This is a genomic window from Streptomyces sp. NPDC085931 (assembly GCF_044540565.1).
GTDB lineage: Bacteria > Actinomycetota > Actinomycetes > Streptomycetales > Streptomycetaceae > Streptomyces.
Window position 1 is genome coordinate 369,048 of sequence record NZ_JBITSK010000006.1, and the last position, 15,727, is coordinate 384,774.

The following is a 15,727-nucleotide window of genomic DNA, read 5'->3' on the forward strand; positions in this document are numbered from 1 at the left end:
GCACGCGCGGGTGCCCGGCTCCCACGGAGGGAGCCGGGCACCCGTGGTGGTGTCCGTGCCGGTCAGAGCCCGGCGAAGTCACCGGCGAGCGCGGCGGCGACCCGCAGGTGCGGCTCGGCCTCCTCGTGCCGGCTCTGCCGCTGGAGCGTCCGGCCGAGCATCAGCCGGGCGTAGTGCTCGACCGGGTCCTGCTCGACGATCGTCCGCAACTCGGCCTCGGCACGGCGCAGTTGCGCCGAGTGGTAGTAGGAGCGGGCCAGCAGCAGCCGCGGCCCGGTCTGCTCGGGCGCCTCCTCGACCAGCCCGACGAGGACGCGCGCGGCGGCGGCGTAGTCCTGGGCGTCGAAGAACAGCTGCGCGCGCTCCCAGCGCTCCGCCGGAGTTCCGTGGTCGTAGTAGGCCGGCTCGTAGGTCGTGTTCACTGGTGACCTCCTTCGAGGACGTCAACCGAGCCTGTTGGTTCAATATTCCACTACTGGTCGGCGGTGCCTGTCAGGGCGGCGGGACGTCGTCGGCGCGGCCGGGTGACACGCTGACGCGGAGGCGTCCCCCGCACTAGGTTGAGCGCCATGAGCAATCTCGAGCGGGAGACGGCTCCCGCCGTGTACGGGGGCCGGGGCTTCGTGGTGGCGGAGCCGGTCCGTGAACTCCTCAGCCCCCGGAACGTCCGGCTCGGCGAGTCCAGCGAGGTCCGCCGGCTGCTGCCCAACCTGGGGCGCCGGATGGTCGGCGCCTGGTGCTTCGTCGACCACTACGGCCCGGACGACATCGCCGACGAGCCCGGCATGCAGGTGCCCCCGCACCCCCACATGGGGCTGCAGACGGTGAGCTGGCTGCACGAGGGGGAGGTGCTGCACCGCGACTCCACCGGCAGCCTCCAGACCATCCGGCCGCGCGAACTGGGCCTGATGACCTCGGGCCGGGCGATCAGCCACTCCGAGGAGAGCCCTCGCTCGCACGCCCGCTTCCTGCACGGCGCGCAGCTGTGGGTGGCCCTGCCCGACAGCCACCGCCACACCGAACCGCGCTTCGAGCACCATGCCGGCCTGCCGCTCGTCACGGCGCCCGGCCTGACCGCCACGCCGATCCTGGGCACCCCGGACGGCGTGACCTCGCCGGGCACGGCCTACACCCCGATCGTCGGTGCCGACCTGGCCCTGACCCGGGGCGCGGACGTGCGCCTGCCCCTGGAACCGGACTTCGAGTACGCGGTGCTCTCCATGTCCGGCGAGGCTCACGTCGACGGCGTCCCGGTGCTGCCCGGCTCGATGCTCTACCTGGGCTGCGGACGCCGCGAACTGCCCCTGCGGGCGGAGTCGGACGCGGGCCTGATGCTCCTCGGCGGTGAGCCGTTCGACGAGGAGCTGATCATGTTCTGGAACTGGATCGGCCGCTCCCAGGAGGAGATCGAACAGGCGCGCCAGGACTGGATGGAAGGCTCCCGGTTCGGTGAGGTGAAGGGGTACGACGGGGATCCGCTGCCCGCTCCCGAACTGCCGGCGGCACCGCTGCGGCGTCGGGGCAGGGTGCGCTGAGACGCGGACCGGGTCACTGATCGCCCGGCGCGGTGGCCCGCTGGTCCACCTCGACGTCCCGGCGCCGCACCCCGGCGAACCGGGTGGGTCTGAACGGCCGCAGGAGGTCCTGCTCCCGGCCGCTCGTGATCTCCGCCGCGGCCAGCCGTCCCAGCAGCGGCGCCAGCGTGATCCCGCTGTGCGACACGAGGCAGTAGACCCGGGAGCGGGCCGAGGCGGGGCCGGCGACGGTGTGACCGTCCGCCGGCAGGGAGCGCAGGCCGACGCGCAGGTCGATCCGCGGCGCCGGGCCGGGAGCGGGCAGCAGCGCGCGGAACCGGCGGGCGAGGGTGGCGGCGATCTCCCCGTCCGGGGACGGAGGGGCCGCCGGGTCGACGAGCGCGTTCACGTCGAGGGCCTGCACGACGGTCTGCCCGCCCGCCGCGGGGCGGAGGTTGAGGCCGGGGCCGTGGATCACGCAGCGCAGGCCGAGCGCCGGTGAGCGGACGTAGCCGAGCAGGCCCACCGGCTGCGATCCGCGGGCGGTGTCCGTCACCATCGGGACGGCGATCCCGACCCGTGCGGCCAGCCGCTCCGTCCAGCGGCCCGCCGCCAGGACGACCCGGTCGCCCCGGACGACTCCGCCTCCGGCGAGGGCCACGGACACTCCGCCCGGCCCGTCGTCGATGTCCACGACCTCACCCGGCGCGAACCGCGTGCCGTGCCGCTCGGCGTCCGACAGCAGGTTCGCCAGGAAGAGGTCCGGCAGCACGTAGCCCTCGCCGGGGAAGTGCGCGACGGCCGTGACGGTCGCCGGGACGCGCACGCCGCCGGCGATCCGCCCGGCTTCCTCCCGCGTGACCGGGTGCGCCGGGTAGCCGAGGGACCGCAGCCGGGCCACATCGCCCGCCAGCCGCTCCTCGCCCGCCTCGTCCGCCCAGACCAGCGCCCCGCTCGGGACGTAGGACCGCGGCCCCGGCAGCCGCTCGGCGAGCCTGGCGTGCTCCGCCATCCCGGCGACGTTCAGCCGGTGGTAGTCCAGGTCGTGCTTGCGGTGGGAGTTGACCCAGGCGAACGTCGTCGCGCTCGTGCCCGTCCCGGCCCCCCGGTGATCCAGCAGCAGGACCTCCGCGCCGGCGACGGACAGGTGCCTCGCGGCACTCACGCCCAGCACACCGGCACCGACGACGATGATCCTCATGGTCGTGCGTCTCCCTTCGTCGATCTTGCAATTCCGGGCGAACACCGCTGCCGCACGGGTCACTATGGGAGGACCGGTGTGAGGAGGCTGTGGTGCTCGGAAGGTGCGCGCGGTGGCTCGTGGGCGTGATGACCGTCGTCTGCATGGCGCTCGTCGGCCCCAGTGCGCCGAGCGGTGCCCTGCTCGGCGCGTCCCTGCCCGTGGGAGCCGTCAAGGACGTTGTACCGAACCGGGTCGCGACGTGGAACATCTGCAACCCGTGCGATGCGGGCAACGCCGACCGGGCCGCCGAGATCGCCGCGTACGCCCCGCAGGTCATCGGCATGCAGGAGGCCTGCGTCCGTGATGTCGAGGCCATCCGGGAGCACTTGAGGAACCTGCACGGGCTGGTCTACCACGTCGAGTACGGGTCGGTGCTGCGCAAGTGGGGCCGGTGCGGGGGAGCGCCGTGGAGCCCGGGCGCCTTCGGCCAGGCGATCCTCTCCGCGGCCCCGATGACCGACGCCGTCAACGTCGAGTACCCCGACGGCGGCTCCGAGGACCGCGGATACATGGCCGTGACCACCACCGTGGACGGTGAACGCGTGCGCGTCTTCAACACCCACCTCGCCCAGCGACGCCAGGAGTCGGTCCGGGCCGCACAGGTCCGGGTCCTGGCCGCGGCCGCCGCCCGGCACGAACGCGCCGTCCTCATCGGCGACTTCAACGCCGTCCCCGACGCCCCCGAACTCACCCCGCTGCAGCAGCTGGCGGTGGAGGCGGACACCCGGTGCCGCCCCGCCGCCGGCGGCTGCGAGCCGACCACCGACTGGCAGCTCAGGTTCGACTACGTCTTCCTGCGCGGCATCACCCCCCTCGGCCACCGGGTGCATCCCAGCCCGTACTCGGACCACCACCTGGTGTACGCCGACCTGGACACCGCGTAGCGCGAGCCCTCCGTCCGCCGGTGGGGCGGGGTGCAAGGGGCCTGCTCCCCGTGCGCCCGGGACGTGAAGCCCCGGTGAAAACCCTGTGGAAGCGCTGTCGTAGGTGCCGTTTATGCTGCTCCGGACGATCACGCGGGACCAGGGGAGGGCGCGGCATGTTCGGCAGGCTGTTCGGCAGGGGCCAGGAGAGACCCGCGGGGGATCCGCACGCCCTTCCCGTCCCGCGCAGGCGGAAGGACGGGACGTACCCGCTGCGCGCGCTCGGCGACGCCCGGGTGCTCGCCCTGGTGGAGGCGGCCGACGCGGGCGACTGGCAGGCCGTCAAGGCGGCGCTGGCCCCCTTCGACCTCGGCCGCGACCACCAGGTCCTGGGCGAACTCGCCGACCTGGACGGGGTGCAGGACTGGATCGTCCGGGCCGTGGAGGAGGACAAGGAGCACCGGGCGACCGCCCTGCTCATCTCCGGCACACGCCATGTGAGCTGGGGCTGGGAGGCCCGCACCGCCGCGCGCGCCGTGGACGTCACGCCGGAGCAGTGGCGGATCTTCCACGAGCGGCTCCGCATCGCCGAGGAGCACCTGCTGGAGGCCGCCGAGCTGCGCCCCGACTGGGTCACGCCGTGGCGCCGGCTCCTCACCTCGGGCCGCGGGATGTCGCTGGGCCCCGCCGTCACCGAGGCCCGGCTCGACGCGGCCCTGCGCCGCGACCCGCTGGACCTGGAGACGCATCTGGAGTGGCTGTCGCAGTTGCAGCCCCGCTGGGGCGGCGAACCGGGCCAGGCGCTGGCGTACGCCCAGGAGGTGTGCTCCCGCGCCCCGCACGGACACCGTCTCGGCTGTCTGATCGCCATGGCGTACATCGAGGAGTGGGTCGAGGCGGACCGCGGGGACCACCTCCAGACCGACGAGATCCGGGCGCAGTTGCGCGAGGCCGCCGACCACAGCATCCTCCACCCCGCGTACGTGTGGCGCCCGGGCTGGCAGCACGACTTCAACATGTTCGCCATGGCCCTGTCGCTGGCCGGTGAGCGGCACACCGTCCGGCGGGTCTTCCGGACCCTGGACGGCGCCTACACCGCGTGGCCGTGGACGTACTTCGCGGAACCCGAGAAGCAGTTCGCCCGCCACCACCGCAAGGCCTGAGCGGGCCCGGTCGCCGGGGTCGACCCCATGGCGGCGGCCGCAAGGCCCGCCCCGCCCCGCCCCGGTCACGCGGGCTGCCCCGCCACCACGGCGAGGACGGACCTCCGCCCCACGGCGAGGTCAGACCTCCGACCACGGGGGGGTCCGGCTCTCCGCCCACCGCCTGGTCAGGTCTCCGCCCCACCGCCAGGTCCGGCCCTCCGCCCCACCGCCAGGTCCGGCCCCACCGCAAGGCCCGCCCCACGAACTCCACCCCCCACCGAGCTCCTGGTACGGCTCTCCCGCCGCACGCGACTGCCCGGCGGGCCGCCGGCGCACCGCGCACCGGCCCGGAGCCCGAACGACCGCCGGACCCGTCCGGGTCCGCGCGGCGCCCCCCTCGTCACCCCGTCCGTCTCCCACCCCGGAACCGCCCGATGACTCTTCCCGACACCCCGGCGACCCCGGCCGGCGCCGACCGCACCTTCCAGGTGGATCTGCGCGGCCTCGTCGACCTCCTCTCCCACCACCTCTACTCCAGCCCCCGCGTCTATCTGCGCGAACTCCTGCAGAACGCGGTGGACGCGCTGACCGCCCGGCACACCCTCGAACCCGACGCCCCCACCGGCGCGTTCGGCGTGCGCCTGTACGCCGACGGCGCCGTGGTCCGCGTCGAGGACGACGGCGCCGGACTCACCGAGGCCGACGTCCACCGCTTCCTCGCCACCATCGGCCGCAGCAGCAAGCGCGCCGAGGGCATAGCCGAGCAGCGCGGCGACTTCATCGGCCAGTTCGGCATCGGCCTGCTCTCCTGCTTCCTGGTCGCCGACGAGATCCATGTCCTCAGCCGCTCCGCCCGCACCCCCGACGCCCCGGCCGTGGAGTGGCGCGGGCGCGGCGACGGCAGCTACACCGTCCGCACCCTGCCCGCCTCCGCCCGCCCCCGGCCCGGCACCACGGTCACGCTGACCCCCCGCGCCGACGCGGGCGAGTGGACCCGCCCGGCGCAGGTGCACGCCCTGGCCCGCCACTTCGGCTCCCTGCTGCGCCACCCGGTGACCTTCGACGACGGCACGGCCGGACCCGGCGCCCCGGGCACGTCCGTCAACCCCGAGCCCGCCCCCTGGGCGCGCACCCACCCCACGCCGGGAGCCCGCTCCCGCGCCCTGGCCGCGTACGGCGAGGAGGTCTTCGGCTTCACACCGCTGGACACCATCGAGCTGGACCTGCCGGCCGTCGGCCTGAAGGGCATCGCCTGCGTGCTGCCCGAGACGGTCCCGGCCGGACGCCGCCACGGCCACCGCGTGCACGTCAAGGGCATGCTGCTGTCCGAGCAGGCCGAGGAGATCCTGCCCGACTGGGCGTTCTTCGTCCGCTGCGTCGTCGACGCCGAGAGCCTGCGCCCGACGGCGTCCCGCGAGTCCCTGTACGAGGACGACACCCTCGCCGCCGTGCGCGACGCCCTCGCCGAGCGGCTGCGCGACTGGATCGCCCGGGCCGCCGCCAGCGACCCGGACCTGCTGCACCGCTTCCTCCAGGCCCACCACCTGGCCGTCAAGTCGCTCGCCGTGCACGACGACGAGATCCTGCGGATGCTGCTGCCCTGGCTGCCGTTCGAGACCACCGACGGGCACACCACCCTCGACGAGTTCGCGCGCACCCACCGCACGGTGCTCGTGACGTCGAGCGTGGAGGAGTTCCGGCAGGTCGCCGCCATCGCCTCGGCCGCCGGACTCGGCGTCGTCAACGGCGGATACACCTACGACCGCGAACTGGTCCACCGGCTCCCCGAGATCAGGCCCGAGGCCACCGTCGCCGACCTCGACCCGGCCACCCTCACCGCCCACCTCGACCCCGTCGACCGCGAGACGGAACTCGCCGCCGCGGCCTACCTCGCCCAGGCGCGCGACGCGCTCGCCGTCTTCGACTGCGACGTCGCGCTGCGCACCTTCCAGCCGGCTTCGGCGCCCGCGCTCCTCGTCGACAGCCGCGAGGCCCGGCACGAGCGCACCCGCTCCCGCCTCGCCCGGGAACAGGAGGGCGGCCTGTGGGGCGACATCCTCGGCGCCCTGCGCCAGGAGGCCCCGCGGGCCCAGCTGATCCTCAACCAGCTGAACCCGCTGGTGCGCACCGCCGTCACCATCGACGAGCCCGAGCTGGCCCGCACCAGCGCCGAAGCCCTCTACGGGCAGGCCGCGATGCTGTCCCGCCGCCCGCTCCGGCCCGCCGAGTCGAGCCTGATCAACCGCTCCTTCCTCGACCTTCTCGCCCACGCCCTGCGCAAGGACAGCTGACGATGCCGACCACGCCCCAGACCACCGACGAGCTGTACCAGGCGCTCCAGGACAACGACCAGCGCCCCTACGGCCGCACCCGGACCGTCACCGCCGAGGAACTCGTCGACGCCGCCGAGCAGTTCGACGAGCCCGTGCCGCTCGTCCACGCCCTGCTCGAACTCCAGGAGGCCTACACCTACGGCTCCGAGCCCCGGAAGTCCCCCGTCGTCTTCGCCCGGCTGCTCACCCTCTTCGACGAGCAGCCCGACGTCTTCGACGAGCGCCTGCGCCACCAGCTGTTCTGGCGGTTCAAGTGGGTGGCCCACGCCCTGCGCCAGCTGCCCGAGATACCACTGGCGAGCCTGCGCCAGTGGCTGACGGAGATGCGCGACCGGTACGAGAAGGAAGGACTCGGGCTCCAGCCCTACTACGGGCAGGCCTACCAGCTCGCCGCCCACGTCGGTGAGGACACCACCCTCGCCTACGAGCTGTGGGCGGCTCGCGCCCGCACCCGGCTCAGCGACTGCGAGGCCTGCGAGACGTGCCAGCGGGCCCTGTACCACCTCGCCGCGGGCGACGACGAACGGGCGCTGCGCGTCTGGGAGCCCGTCCTCGCCGGCAAGGAGTCCTGCCAGGAGGAACCGGCGCGTTCCGTCTCGCACGCCCTGCTGCCCCTGCTGCGCACCGGCCGCGCCGACCGGGCCCGCGAACTGCACCTGGCCGGCTACCGCGGCTGCCGCCGCAACCCCTCGATGTCGGCGGAGGTCGGCCGGCACCTGGAGTTCTGCGCGCTCACCGGCAACGAGGCGCGCGGCCTGGAACTGCTCGCCGAGAACCGCAACCTGTTCGACGAGGTCGACTCGCCGCTGGACCAGCTCGACTTCCTCACCGGCGTGGAGGTCCTCCTGCGGCGCGTCGAGTCGCTCGGCCACGGCGACCTGCCCGCCGCCGGATACGCGGGCCGCATCTGGACGGTCGCCGGCCTGCGCGCCGAGGCCGGCGGCCGCGCCGACGACCTCGCCGCCCGCTTCGACGCCCGCAACGGCACCACCACCCACGCCGACCGCCGCCGCACCCGGCTCGACCGCGCCCCTGTCCTGGACGCGCTCGAACTGACCCTGCGCACCCGCGCCCTGGACGAACTGGCCCCGGCCGCCCCGGCGGCCGCGCCCACCGCCCCCGCGGCCGACGCCGTCCCCGAGGCGCTGCCCGACCTCATCCGCAGGGCCCGCGAACTGGACGAGCTGGGGCACCCGGACGCCCGGGCCTGCTGGGCGAGGCTGCGCACCCGCGTCGCCGACCGCGCCTACGTCCATCCCGACGACGCGACCGTCGGACCGCTCGTCCGGCTGCGCGCGGACCTGCTGGACGACGAGGCGGGCCGCGCGGGGGAGCGGGACGAGTACGCCGACGCCGCCGCCCTGCACGAGGAGGCCGCGGCCCTGTACGAGGACGCCGGACGGCCGGGCGACGCGGCGATCTCCCGCGCCTGCGCCCTGCTCGCCACCGCCGAACTCCCCGCGGACGGCGACGGCGACGGCGCGAGCGAGGCCAAGGCCGCCGCGCTGACCGCCGCCCACGCGTCGATCGTGCGCCTGCACGAGCAGACCCCCGGCCTCAGCCCGCACCAGGAGGCCCGCCTGCTGCGGCTGCGCGTGACCGCGCTCGCCCTGCGCCTGCAGACCACGGGCGGCGACGAGCACGCCGCGCCCGTCCTCGCCGAGGCGGACCTGCTGCTGGCGTTCGCCGGCCGGCACGGCATCATCGGGCAGGTCTCCGGCGCCCTGCTGCTGCGGGCCAGCACGTTCGCCATGTCCGGCGACCTGCCCGCCGCCGTCACCGAGACCGACGCCCTCCTCGACCGGCTCAGGGCCCAGGGACCCGCCTGGCACCTGCCCCGCACGCTCAGCCTGCGCGGCCGGCTCCGGCTCGGCCTCGGGGACGCCGAGGGGGCGCACGCCGACCTCTCCGAGGGCCTGCGCCTGGCCGCCGAGTGGCCCGCCGACGCGATCGACACGGCCCGCCTCCACGGCGACCTGGCCGAGGCCTGCATGCGCCTGGGCCGCCCCGACGACGCCCTGCGGCACCTGACCCGCTCGGCGGAGCTGGAACTGCGGCGCGGCAGCCGGACGGACGCCTACTGCGCCTACAGCAACGCCGCCCAGCTCAGCCTCGACCTCGGCCGGGTCGAGGACTGCATCGCGCTGCTCGACTCGCTGCTCGCCGAACCGGCCGTCGCCGCCGGGGAACTGGACGAGCGGCTCGTCGCCCAACTGCGCCTGACCCGCGCCCGCGCGCTGCACGCGGGGGAGGACCTCAAGGCCGCCACGGCGGAGTTCGCCGCCCTCGCGGCCGAGTCGGCCGGCTGGGACGACGACCCCGGCAGCCACGCCATGATCGCCGCCGAGACGGCCGTACTCCTCGGCGAGTCCGGCGAGTTCGACCGGGCCCGGGAGGCCGCCGGCCAGGCGCTCGCCGCCCACGCCCGGGACCCGCGCTACGAACTGCTCAGCAACTGCCTGCGCGAACTCGCCCGGCTCCAGGCCCAGCAGCAGGGTCCCGAAGGTCTCGCCGGCGCCCGCGCCTTCCTCGCCGACGCCGGCCGCGTCGCCGACGAGGCCCGCGCCGCCGGGTACGAGGCGCACGGCCGTCCCCTGGACACGGCCCTGGCCTACGAGCACGGCCGGGTCAACGCCTACGCCGGTGCCCACGAGGAGTCGCTGGCCGCCCTGGAGCAGGCCCTCGCCCTGCTCGGCGAGCCCGGCACCGACGGCGACCGGGCCGGCGAATGGGCCGAGTGCGTGCGCCTGGCGGGCGCCGTTGAGGGCATCTACCTGGAGCGCCCCGCCCCCGCCCTCGCCCGCCTCGACGCGGCGGTCGCCCGGCTGACCGCCCTGGGACACACGGAGGAGACCGAGGCGCTGACCGCCCTGGCGGCCCGCCTGCGCGACGAGCGGTGACCCGGCGCCCGCGGTGCCGGTGGCGGTGGCACGCTCCCGGCCCGCGGGGACCGGCCTCTTGACGCGCCGTCGCCACGGCCCGACACTCCGTAGAGGAATCCTAGGGAATCGGTAGGGAAATCATGGGCGCAGCGGACCTCGGGAGCGACGCCGTCCGTCTCGTCCTGCGGTCACTGCCCCGGCTGACGTCACGCCGGCACATCGACCTGGTGCGGGTGTGCAGTGCGGCGAGTCGCACGCACGCGGCGCCCGTCCGCCGCGCGCCGACACCGTCGTCCGTCCGTGACCGAGCCCTCAGGGAGACGCATGTCCGCCACCTTCCCGACCGCCGAGCCGACCTTCCGGAGCAGGATCGGCCGTGACGCGCGCAGCGGCTACTACGCCGCGTCCCGCCGCTACCGGCTGCACCTCGTCCTGTCGTGTCCCCACTCCGTGCAGATCGCCGTCGCGCACGGCCTGCTCGGCCTCGACGACGCCGTCCCGGTGACGCTGCTGCCGGCCGTGCCCGACGCACCCGGCGGGGGACACCGGGCCCTGCGCCCGCTGTACGAGGCCAGCGCCCACCAGCACCCCGGGCCGGCCGCCGCGCCCGTGCTCAGCGACGGCTGGACCGGACGGATCGTCAGCACCCACGCCCCCGACATCCTGCGCGACCTCGCCCGGCGGTTCGGCGGCGACGGACCCGAGCTTCTTCCGTGCGGCGCCGAAGAGGCGGTCGAAGAGGTGGCCCTGCTCTGCGAGCGGGGCATCGCCGCGGCGGCCCAGCGCGCCGGGCGGTGGGACGGCGACCCCGCCGACCGCGCCACCGCGCTGGCCACGCTGCTGGACGCGCTGGACGAGCTGGAGCGGCGGCTCGACGGGCGGGAGTACCTCCTGGGCGACGGGCTCACCCTCGCCGACGTGCAGGCGTGGACCACCCTGCTGCAGCTGGACACCGTGCACCGCCACCACCTGGACGCCGCCGCGGTCCACCGGATCACCGGCCACCCCCGCCTGTGGGCCTACGCACGCCGGCTGGCCGCCCACCCCGCCTTCGGCTCCCGGATCGACCTGGAGGGCATCGCCCGCAGGCACCACGCCCACTGCCGGGGCCGCGAGGCCGCCGGCGCGGCCGTGCCGATCGTGGACTGGGCGGCGTACGCCTGACGGCCTGTCCGGGCGGCGGCCGCCGATGAGAGGGTGGCCCCATGCCCGCCTCGACGGCCGCGCGCCGTGCCCCGCTCGCCACCACCCTGGCCCTCGCCGGGGCCCTGGCCCTCACCGGATGCGGTGAGCTGCGCGCCCCGGACGCACGGCCCGGGGCCGCCCCCGGCGGGCCGCCCTCCTCCACCGCCCCGGGTGCTTCGCCGTACGTGGAACCCGGGGCCGGTGACGGCGCCCCGCACCACGGCGAGAACAACGCCCACCGCCGGCCGGGCGCGATGTCCCCCGGGCACGCGCGGGACGCCGAGCGGGAGGCGGACCGGATCAGGCCGGTGCTGCGGCGGCTGTGGGAGCAGCGGCGGTGGGACCCGGCCACCGTGAAGACGGCCCTGCTCCGGCTCGGCTACGAGGAGGAGCGCGTCGGCGCGGACGGCACCCGGCTCGGCGGCACCCTCACCGTCACGGCGATGCTCTCGCGCTACGAGGACGGCCGGTACGTCACGCCCGAGGGGGCGCGCGTCGCGCTGCGCGTCCACGACGACGCCTGCGTCACCGCGTTCGTGCAGCCGCCGAACGTCGACGCGCGGGCCAACGGCCCCTACCGGGAGACCGGCTGCTTCGCGCCGCCCGTCGGCCACTGAATCGCCGGTCGCGCGCCTCACCCGTCCGTACGCGCCGGGCAGGGCGCGTGCGGGAGGCGGCCGCCACGATGAGAGGCATGACCGACACCGACAGGACCGGGACCTCCACGGCCGGGACCTCCCCGGCCGGAACCTCCCCGGGCGGGGCCTCCGCGGCCGTGACCGGCAACGACCGGCCCGCACCGCACCCCGCGCCGGCCTCCGCCGTGACCGACCTGCGGCGTGTCGGGGCGAACCCGGACTACTGGTATCCGGTCGCACGCTCGCGCAGTGTGCGGCGCGGGCGGGTGCGGGCGACCTCCTTCGCCGGGGAGCGCATCGCGCTCTTCCGCGGACGCAGTGGCACCGTCCACGCGCTGGAGGACCGGTGCGCCCACCGGCAGGTGCCGCTGAGCATGGGCGTCGTGGAGGGCGAGACGCTGCGCTGCTGCTACCACGCCTGGGCCTACCGCGGCGACGGCCGCATCTCGCAGATCCCGTACCTGTCCAAGGGCGACCGCAGACCGCCGCGCGGCGTGCGCGGTTACCCCGTGCGCGAGGCGTACGGCCTGGTGTTCGTCTTCCCGGGCGACCCGGCCCGGGCGGCCGGGACACCGCTGCCCGAGCTGCCGGCCTTCGGCTCACCCCGCTATCTGACCCTGACCTACGCGCGGACCGTGCGCTGCCACTACTCGTTCATGCACGAGAACCTGCTCGACATGAACCACCAGTTCCTGCACCGGGGCGTCGTCGGCAGGCTCCACCCGCAACTGCTGGACCACCGCACCGACGCCCGGTCGGTGGAGGCCAGGTACCTGTTCACCCACACCGGCGGGAAGCGGAACCGGGGCGCCAGTCTGCTGGCCGCCGAGGGCATCGGCGGCGGCGACTCCCGCGACGTCATGACCATCCGCACCGAGTACCCCTACCAGACGCTCGACCTGGTCCCGGAGAACGCCGAACGCCCCGCCTTCCGCCTCTGGGTCGCCTATGTGCCCGAGGACGCCGAGCAGCGCAGGTGCCACACCTACGGGCTGCTCATGATCGAGAAACCGCGCGTCCCCGCCGCCCTGCACCTGGCCCGGCCGCTCATCCGGCGGTTCACCGAGCGGGTGTTCGCCGAGGACCGCATGGCCGTGGAGGCCGAGCAGCGGGCCTGGGACGAGCAAGGGGAGGACCGCAACCAGGAGGTGTTCTCCCTGATCCTGGACGTCCGCGAGGTACTGCGCAGCAACGGTGTCCCCCCCGGGGCCGGGCCCCGCGCCGCCGGCTGCGGCCTGGCGGGCGGGTGCGAGGGCCGGTGAGGCCCGCCGCTCACGGCCGGGGGTCGGTGCGGTGCCAGCGGGGCCGGGCGTCCGGACCGCGGCGGCCGGCCACGGAGGCGCAGCGCGGGCACTGGCGGCGCACCCGGTCCGCCGCGCCGCCGGACTCCGGGAAGGTGTCCGGCCAGCCGACATGAGGAAAGCGCAGGAGCCGGGACCGGCTCAGGGACAGCCCGCAGACGGTCTCGTTCCGGCCCGGCTCCCAGGCGTGCACCTCCCCGGCGGGCAGACGGCGCCGGCCCTCCTCCTCGTCGGTCCACTGCCCGGACGCCGCGACGGCGTACTGCTTGGCCCGTGCCACGGCGATCAGTCCGCCGTGCGTCCGACGCCCCGCCGCACCTGTTCCTCCAGGCGCCGGACCCGGAGCCAGTGCGGGGCGTCCGGCAGCCAGGTGTCCGGCCGGCCCACGTCCGAGGCCCGGCCGGAGACGTGCTCGGACTGGGCGGGCATCGTGCGGGAACGCTCGTACTCGGTCATCGCGGCACCCTCGGCTCGGGGACGTACAGCGCACCGCGTTCCCGGATCGCCCCGACCCAACCGCGCGATCCGCCGGGCCGCCCCGCCCGTGGCCGGGCCGCCACCGCCTCCGCCCGTGGCCGGGCCGCCACCGCCCCCGCCCATGGCCGGGCCGCCACCGCCTGGCCCTCACTCCGGGCCGTCACCGCCGGCCCGGCGCGGCGGCCCGGATGGCGAGCCGTGCCCGGTCGATCCTGCCGTCGTGCCGGAAGGCGGTGGGCAGCCGGGGGTGGAACATCACCGAGCCGATACGGCGGGCCTGCGGGTGGTCGGCGAGGGCCGCGCGCAGGGCGCCGACCACCGCGTCCCTGCGTGCCGTGCGCTCGGGTTCGACGCAGAGCACCGCCCGCTGCCTCCCGGCGGGGCCGACGCCCACCAGGGCGGTGCGGCGGACCCCGGCGGCGGTGTCGGCGACGGCCTCGATGTCCTCGGTGGTGAGCGTGAAGTCCTCGCCGGTGACGACGTCTTCCTCGCGGCCCAGGTACCACAGGCGGCCCTCGTCGTCGAGGCGCCCCAGGTCGCCGGTGCGGTACCAGAGGGTGCCGTCCGCCTCGGCCCGGGCGGCGCCCGCGGGCCGGGCGTGGTGGCCGGGGCCGGCCGCCGGCCCGGCCACGGAGATCTCGCCCAGGCCGGTGGCGTCGGCGTCCAGCACGCGCGCCTCGATGCCGGGCAGCGGCCGGCCCAGACACGTGCCCGCGTGCCCCGGCGGCGGCTGGATCCGCGGGGTGCCCGGCCGCCCGGCGTCGACGGCCGCGACGGGCAGGCACTCCCCGGTGCCGTGGACGGCGACGATCTCCGCCCCGGCGGGCAGGGCCTTGGCGAGGGCTTCGGTCAGGCGCGGGCGCAACGGCGCGCCGAAGGACAGCACGCGGCGCACCGAGGGCAGCGTCAGGCCGTGGCGGGCGCAGTGCCCGGCGATCAGGCCGAGGACCACCGGTGAACCGAGCAGCACGGTCGCCCGGTGGTGCAGCAGGGGGCCGACGAGGTGTGCCGGCGGCGTGCGCGCGGGGGCCAGGTGGTCGACCTGCGGAGCGACCGTGGTCACGCCGAGCAGCGGGCCCAGCGCGGCGAACGGCAGGAAGCAGGAGAGCAGGACGTCGTCCGCCTCGGCCCGCAGCACGGCGTCCAGGGCGGTGAGCTGCCCGGCGAGGGTGGCGGGCGCGTACTCCACGCCCTGGGGCCGCCCGGTGGAGCCGGACGTGAAGCCGATCATCGCCAGGTCCTCGGGCCGGGGCCCCGGCCCGCGCGGGGCCCAACCGGTGCCGGCCGGCCCGGCCGGCGGCAGGTGCCGCCCGAGGGGGTGCGCCTGCCCGGGCACGCCGCGGCCGGTGACCAGGGCCGTACGGACATGGCCGCGGCCCCACCCCAGGGCACGGCGCGCCGTGTGCGCCGGCGGCTGCCCGAGGAACACGCCGGGGACGATCTCGTCCAGGTGGCGCCGCACCCCGGCGTGCGGCTCGACCAGCACGGGAACGGCGCCGAGCGAGGTCAGGGCGTAGAGGCGGACGACGAGCTGGTAGGCGTCCCGGGTCGTCACCACGGCCTTGTCGCCGGAGCGCACCCCGGCCGCCCGCAGGGCGTCGGCGATCCGGCGGCAGCCGTCGAGGAGCTGGCCCGCCGTCACGTCCTCGGCGGAGACGGGTCCGCTGCAGCGGACGATGACGGGCGAACGCGGGTGCTCGCCGAGCCGGGCCAGCCGGGCGGAGACGCTGTCCGATGCGGTGGTCATCGCTGTCCTCGCAGGGGTTCGCGGAGCGGGAAGTCGCGGACGGGGCAGCCAAGTTCGTCCCCGGCGCCGTCCCCGGCCGGATGTCCGGTGCGGGGGATGCCGCGGACGACGGCGTGCGGGTGGCGGCGGGTCCACACGGCGGGGGTCCGCGCCGTGAGCACCGGATCGCGTCTGCCCGTGACGTCCGCCGGGAGACCGGGCGGCGTGGGGCAGGGGCCTGCGGCGGCGGGGATGCCGGCTCGGATCTCCGCCGTGACCCACAGCCGGGACGGCAGGCGGACGGCGACGGGTGTCAAGCGGGCACGCGGGACGATGAGCACCGCGCCACCGTAACGGCCGATTACGCACCGTGACGTGGCGTTCACTCGTGTGGCCGTGCGGTGTCACGCCCACGGGTGA

At 75.9% G+C, this 15,727-nt stretch carries 14 protein-coding genes; 8 read left to right on the forward strand and 6 right to left on the reverse strand.

Translation table 11 applies throughout. The annotated features are described in order from the left end of the window. Positions 1-62: 62 nt before the first annotated feature. Positions 63-422 (reverse strand): tetratricopeptide repeat protein, encoded by a 360-nt coding sequence (locus tag ACIGAN_RS15035; RefSeq protein WP_365099182.1) that lies wholly within the window; start codon positions 420-422, stop codon positions 63-65. Between the two features lie 147 nt (positions 423-569). On the opposite strand from ACIGAN_RS15035, the gene ACIGAN_RS15040 reads away from it, so the two are divergent. Further along, positions 570-1,535 (forward strand): pirin family protein, encoded by a 966-nt coding sequence (locus ACIGAN_RS15040; protein ID WP_399857651.1) that lies wholly within the window; start codon positions 570-572, stop codon positions 1,533-1,535. Positions 1,536-1,548: 13 nt separating this feature from the next. On the opposite strand, the gene ACIGAN_RS15045 is transcribed toward ACIGAN_RS15040, so the two are convergent. Further along, a complete protein-coding gene (locus tag ACIGAN_RS15045) occupies positions 1,549-2,715 on the reverse strand; it encodes an NAD(P)/FAD-dependent oxidoreductase (protein WP_399857653.1) in 1,167 nt (388 codons plus the stop codon). Between the two features lie 128 nt (positions 2,716-2,843). Here ACIGAN_RS15045 and ACIGAN_RS15050 point away from each other — a divergent pair, with 128 nt between their 5' ends. The 7 genes from ACIGAN_RS15050 (at position 2,844) to ACIGAN_RS15080 (ending at position 13,065) form a co-directional block, all read left to right on the forward strand. Further along, a complete protein-coding gene (locus ACIGAN_RS15050; RefSeq protein WP_399857911.1) occupies positions 2,844-3,641 on the forward strand; it encodes an endonuclease/exonuclease/phosphatase family protein in 798 nt (265 codons plus the stop codon). 155 nt (positions 3,642-3,796) lie between these two features. Beyond that, positions 3,797-4,783, forward strand: a complete 987-nt coding sequence (locus tag ACIGAN_RS15055; protein WP_399857656.1) for a hypothetical protein — start codon at positions 3,797-3,799, stop codon at positions 4,781-4,783. Between the two features lie 416 nt (positions 4,784-5,199). After that, entirely contained in the window at positions 5,200-7,056 is a 1,857-nt protein-coding gene (locus ACIGAN_RS15060) for an HSP90 family protein (RefSeq protein WP_399857658.1), read from the forward strand. A 2-nt stretch (positions 7,057-7,058) separates the two neighbouring features. Next, positions 7,059-9,998, forward strand: a complete 2,940-nt coding sequence (locus tag ACIGAN_RS15065; RefSeq protein WP_399857661.1) for a hypothetical protein — start codon at positions 7,059-7,061, stop codon at positions 9,996-9,998. A gap of 306 nt (positions 9,999-10,304) precedes the next feature. Then, positions 10,305-11,144 carry a glutathione S-transferase C-terminal domain-containing protein gene (locus tag ACIGAN_RS15070; RefSeq protein ID WP_365099176.1) on the forward strand — a complete coding sequence of 280 codons (840 nt, stop codon included), beginning with the start codon at positions 10,305-10,307 and terminating at the stop codon, positions 11,142-11,144. Between the two features lie 41 nt (positions 11,145-11,185). Then, a complete protein-coding gene (locus tag ACIGAN_RS15075; protein ID WP_399857664.1) occupies positions 11,186-11,782 on the forward strand; it encodes a hypothetical protein in 597 nt (198 codons plus the stop codon). 77 nt (positions 11,783-11,859) lie between these two features. Further along, positions 11,860-13,065 (forward strand): Rieske 2Fe-2S domain-containing protein, encoded by a 1,206-nt coding sequence (locus ACIGAN_RS15080; protein ID WP_399857667.1) that lies wholly within the window; start codon positions 11,860-11,862, stop codon positions 13,063-13,065. 10 nt (positions 13,066-13,075) lie between these two features. Here the strand turns inward: ACIGAN_RS15080 and ACIGAN_RS15085 are convergent, their stop codons facing one another. The 4 genes from ACIGAN_RS15085 to ACIGAN_RS15100 all read right to left on the reverse strand — a co-directional run bounded on the left by ACIGAN_RS15085 (position 13,076) and on the right by ACIGAN_RS15100 (position 15,648). Beyond that, positions 13,076-13,384 (reverse strand): hypothetical protein, encoded by a 309-nt coding sequence (locus ACIGAN_RS15085; protein WP_399857670.1) that lies wholly within the window; start codon positions 13,382-13,384, stop codon positions 13,076-13,078. 5 nt (positions 13,385-13,389) lie between these two features. Beyond that, entirely contained in the window at positions 13,390-13,560 is a 171-nt protein-coding gene (locus ACIGAN_RS15090) for a hypothetical protein (RefSeq protein WP_399857672.1), read from the reverse strand. A gap of 181 nt (positions 13,561-13,741) precedes the next feature. After that, entirely contained in the window at positions 13,742-15,328 is a 1,587-nt protein-coding gene (locus ACIGAN_RS15095; RefSeq protein WP_399857674.1) for an AMP-binding protein, read from the reverse strand. Then, positions 15,325-15,648 carry a hypothetical protein gene (locus ACIGAN_RS15100; RefSeq protein WP_365743805.1) on the reverse strand — a complete coding sequence of 108 codons (324 nt, stop codon included), beginning with the start codon at positions 15,646-15,648 and terminating at the stop codon, positions 15,325-15,327. Before ACIGAN_RS15100 ends, ACIGAN_RS15095 begins: the two co-directional genes overlap by 4 nt. Positions 15,649-15,727: the final 79 nt, after the last annotated feature.

Bases quoted from the DNA above. Each gene is read 5' to 3' on its own strand.
- ACIGAN_RS15065 (WP_399857661.1), top strand. From the start codon at position 7,059: ATGCCGACCACGCCCCAGACCACCGACGAGCTGTACCAGGCGCTCCAG.
- ACIGAN_RS15095 (WP_399857674.1), bottom strand. From the start codon at position 15,328: ATGACCACCGCATCGGACAGCGTCTCCGCCCGGCTGGCCCGGCTCGGC.
- ACIGAN_RS15060 (WP_399857658.1), top strand. From the start codon at position 5,200: ATGACTCTTCCCGACACCCCGGCGACCCCGGCCGGCGCCGACCGCACC.
- ACIGAN_RS15045 (WP_399857653.1), bottom strand. From the start codon at position 2,715: ATGAGGATCATCGTCGTCGGTGCCGGTGTGCTGGGCGTGAGTGCCGCG.
- ACIGAN_RS15055 (WP_399857656.1), top strand. From the start codon at position 3,797: ATGTTCGGCAGGCTGTTCGGCAGGGGCCAGGAGAGACCCGCGGGGGAT.
- ACIGAN_RS15090 (WP_399857672.1), bottom strand. From the start codon at position 13,560: ATGACCGAGTACGAGCGTTCCCGCACGATGCCCGCCCAGTCCGAGCAC.
- ACIGAN_RS15075 (WP_399857664.1), top strand. From the start codon at position 11,186: ATGCCCGCCTCGACGGCCGCGCGCCGTGCCCCGCTCGCCACCACCCTG.
- ACIGAN_RS15050 (WP_399857911.1), top strand. From the start codon at position 2,844: ATGACCGTCGTCTGCATGGCGCTCGTCGGCCCCAGTGCGCCGAGCGGT.
- ACIGAN_RS15040 (WP_399857651.1), top strand. From the start codon at position 570: ATGAGCAATCTCGAGCGGGAGACGGCTCCCGCCGTGTACGGGGGCCGG.
- ACIGAN_RS15080 (WP_399857667.1), top strand. From the start codon at position 11,860: ATGACCGACACCGACAGGACCGGGACCTCCACGGCCGGGACCTCCCCG.
- ACIGAN_RS15070 (WP_365099176.1), top strand. From the start codon at position 10,305: ATGTCCGCCACCTTCCCGACCGCCGAGCCGACCTTCCGGAGCAGGATC.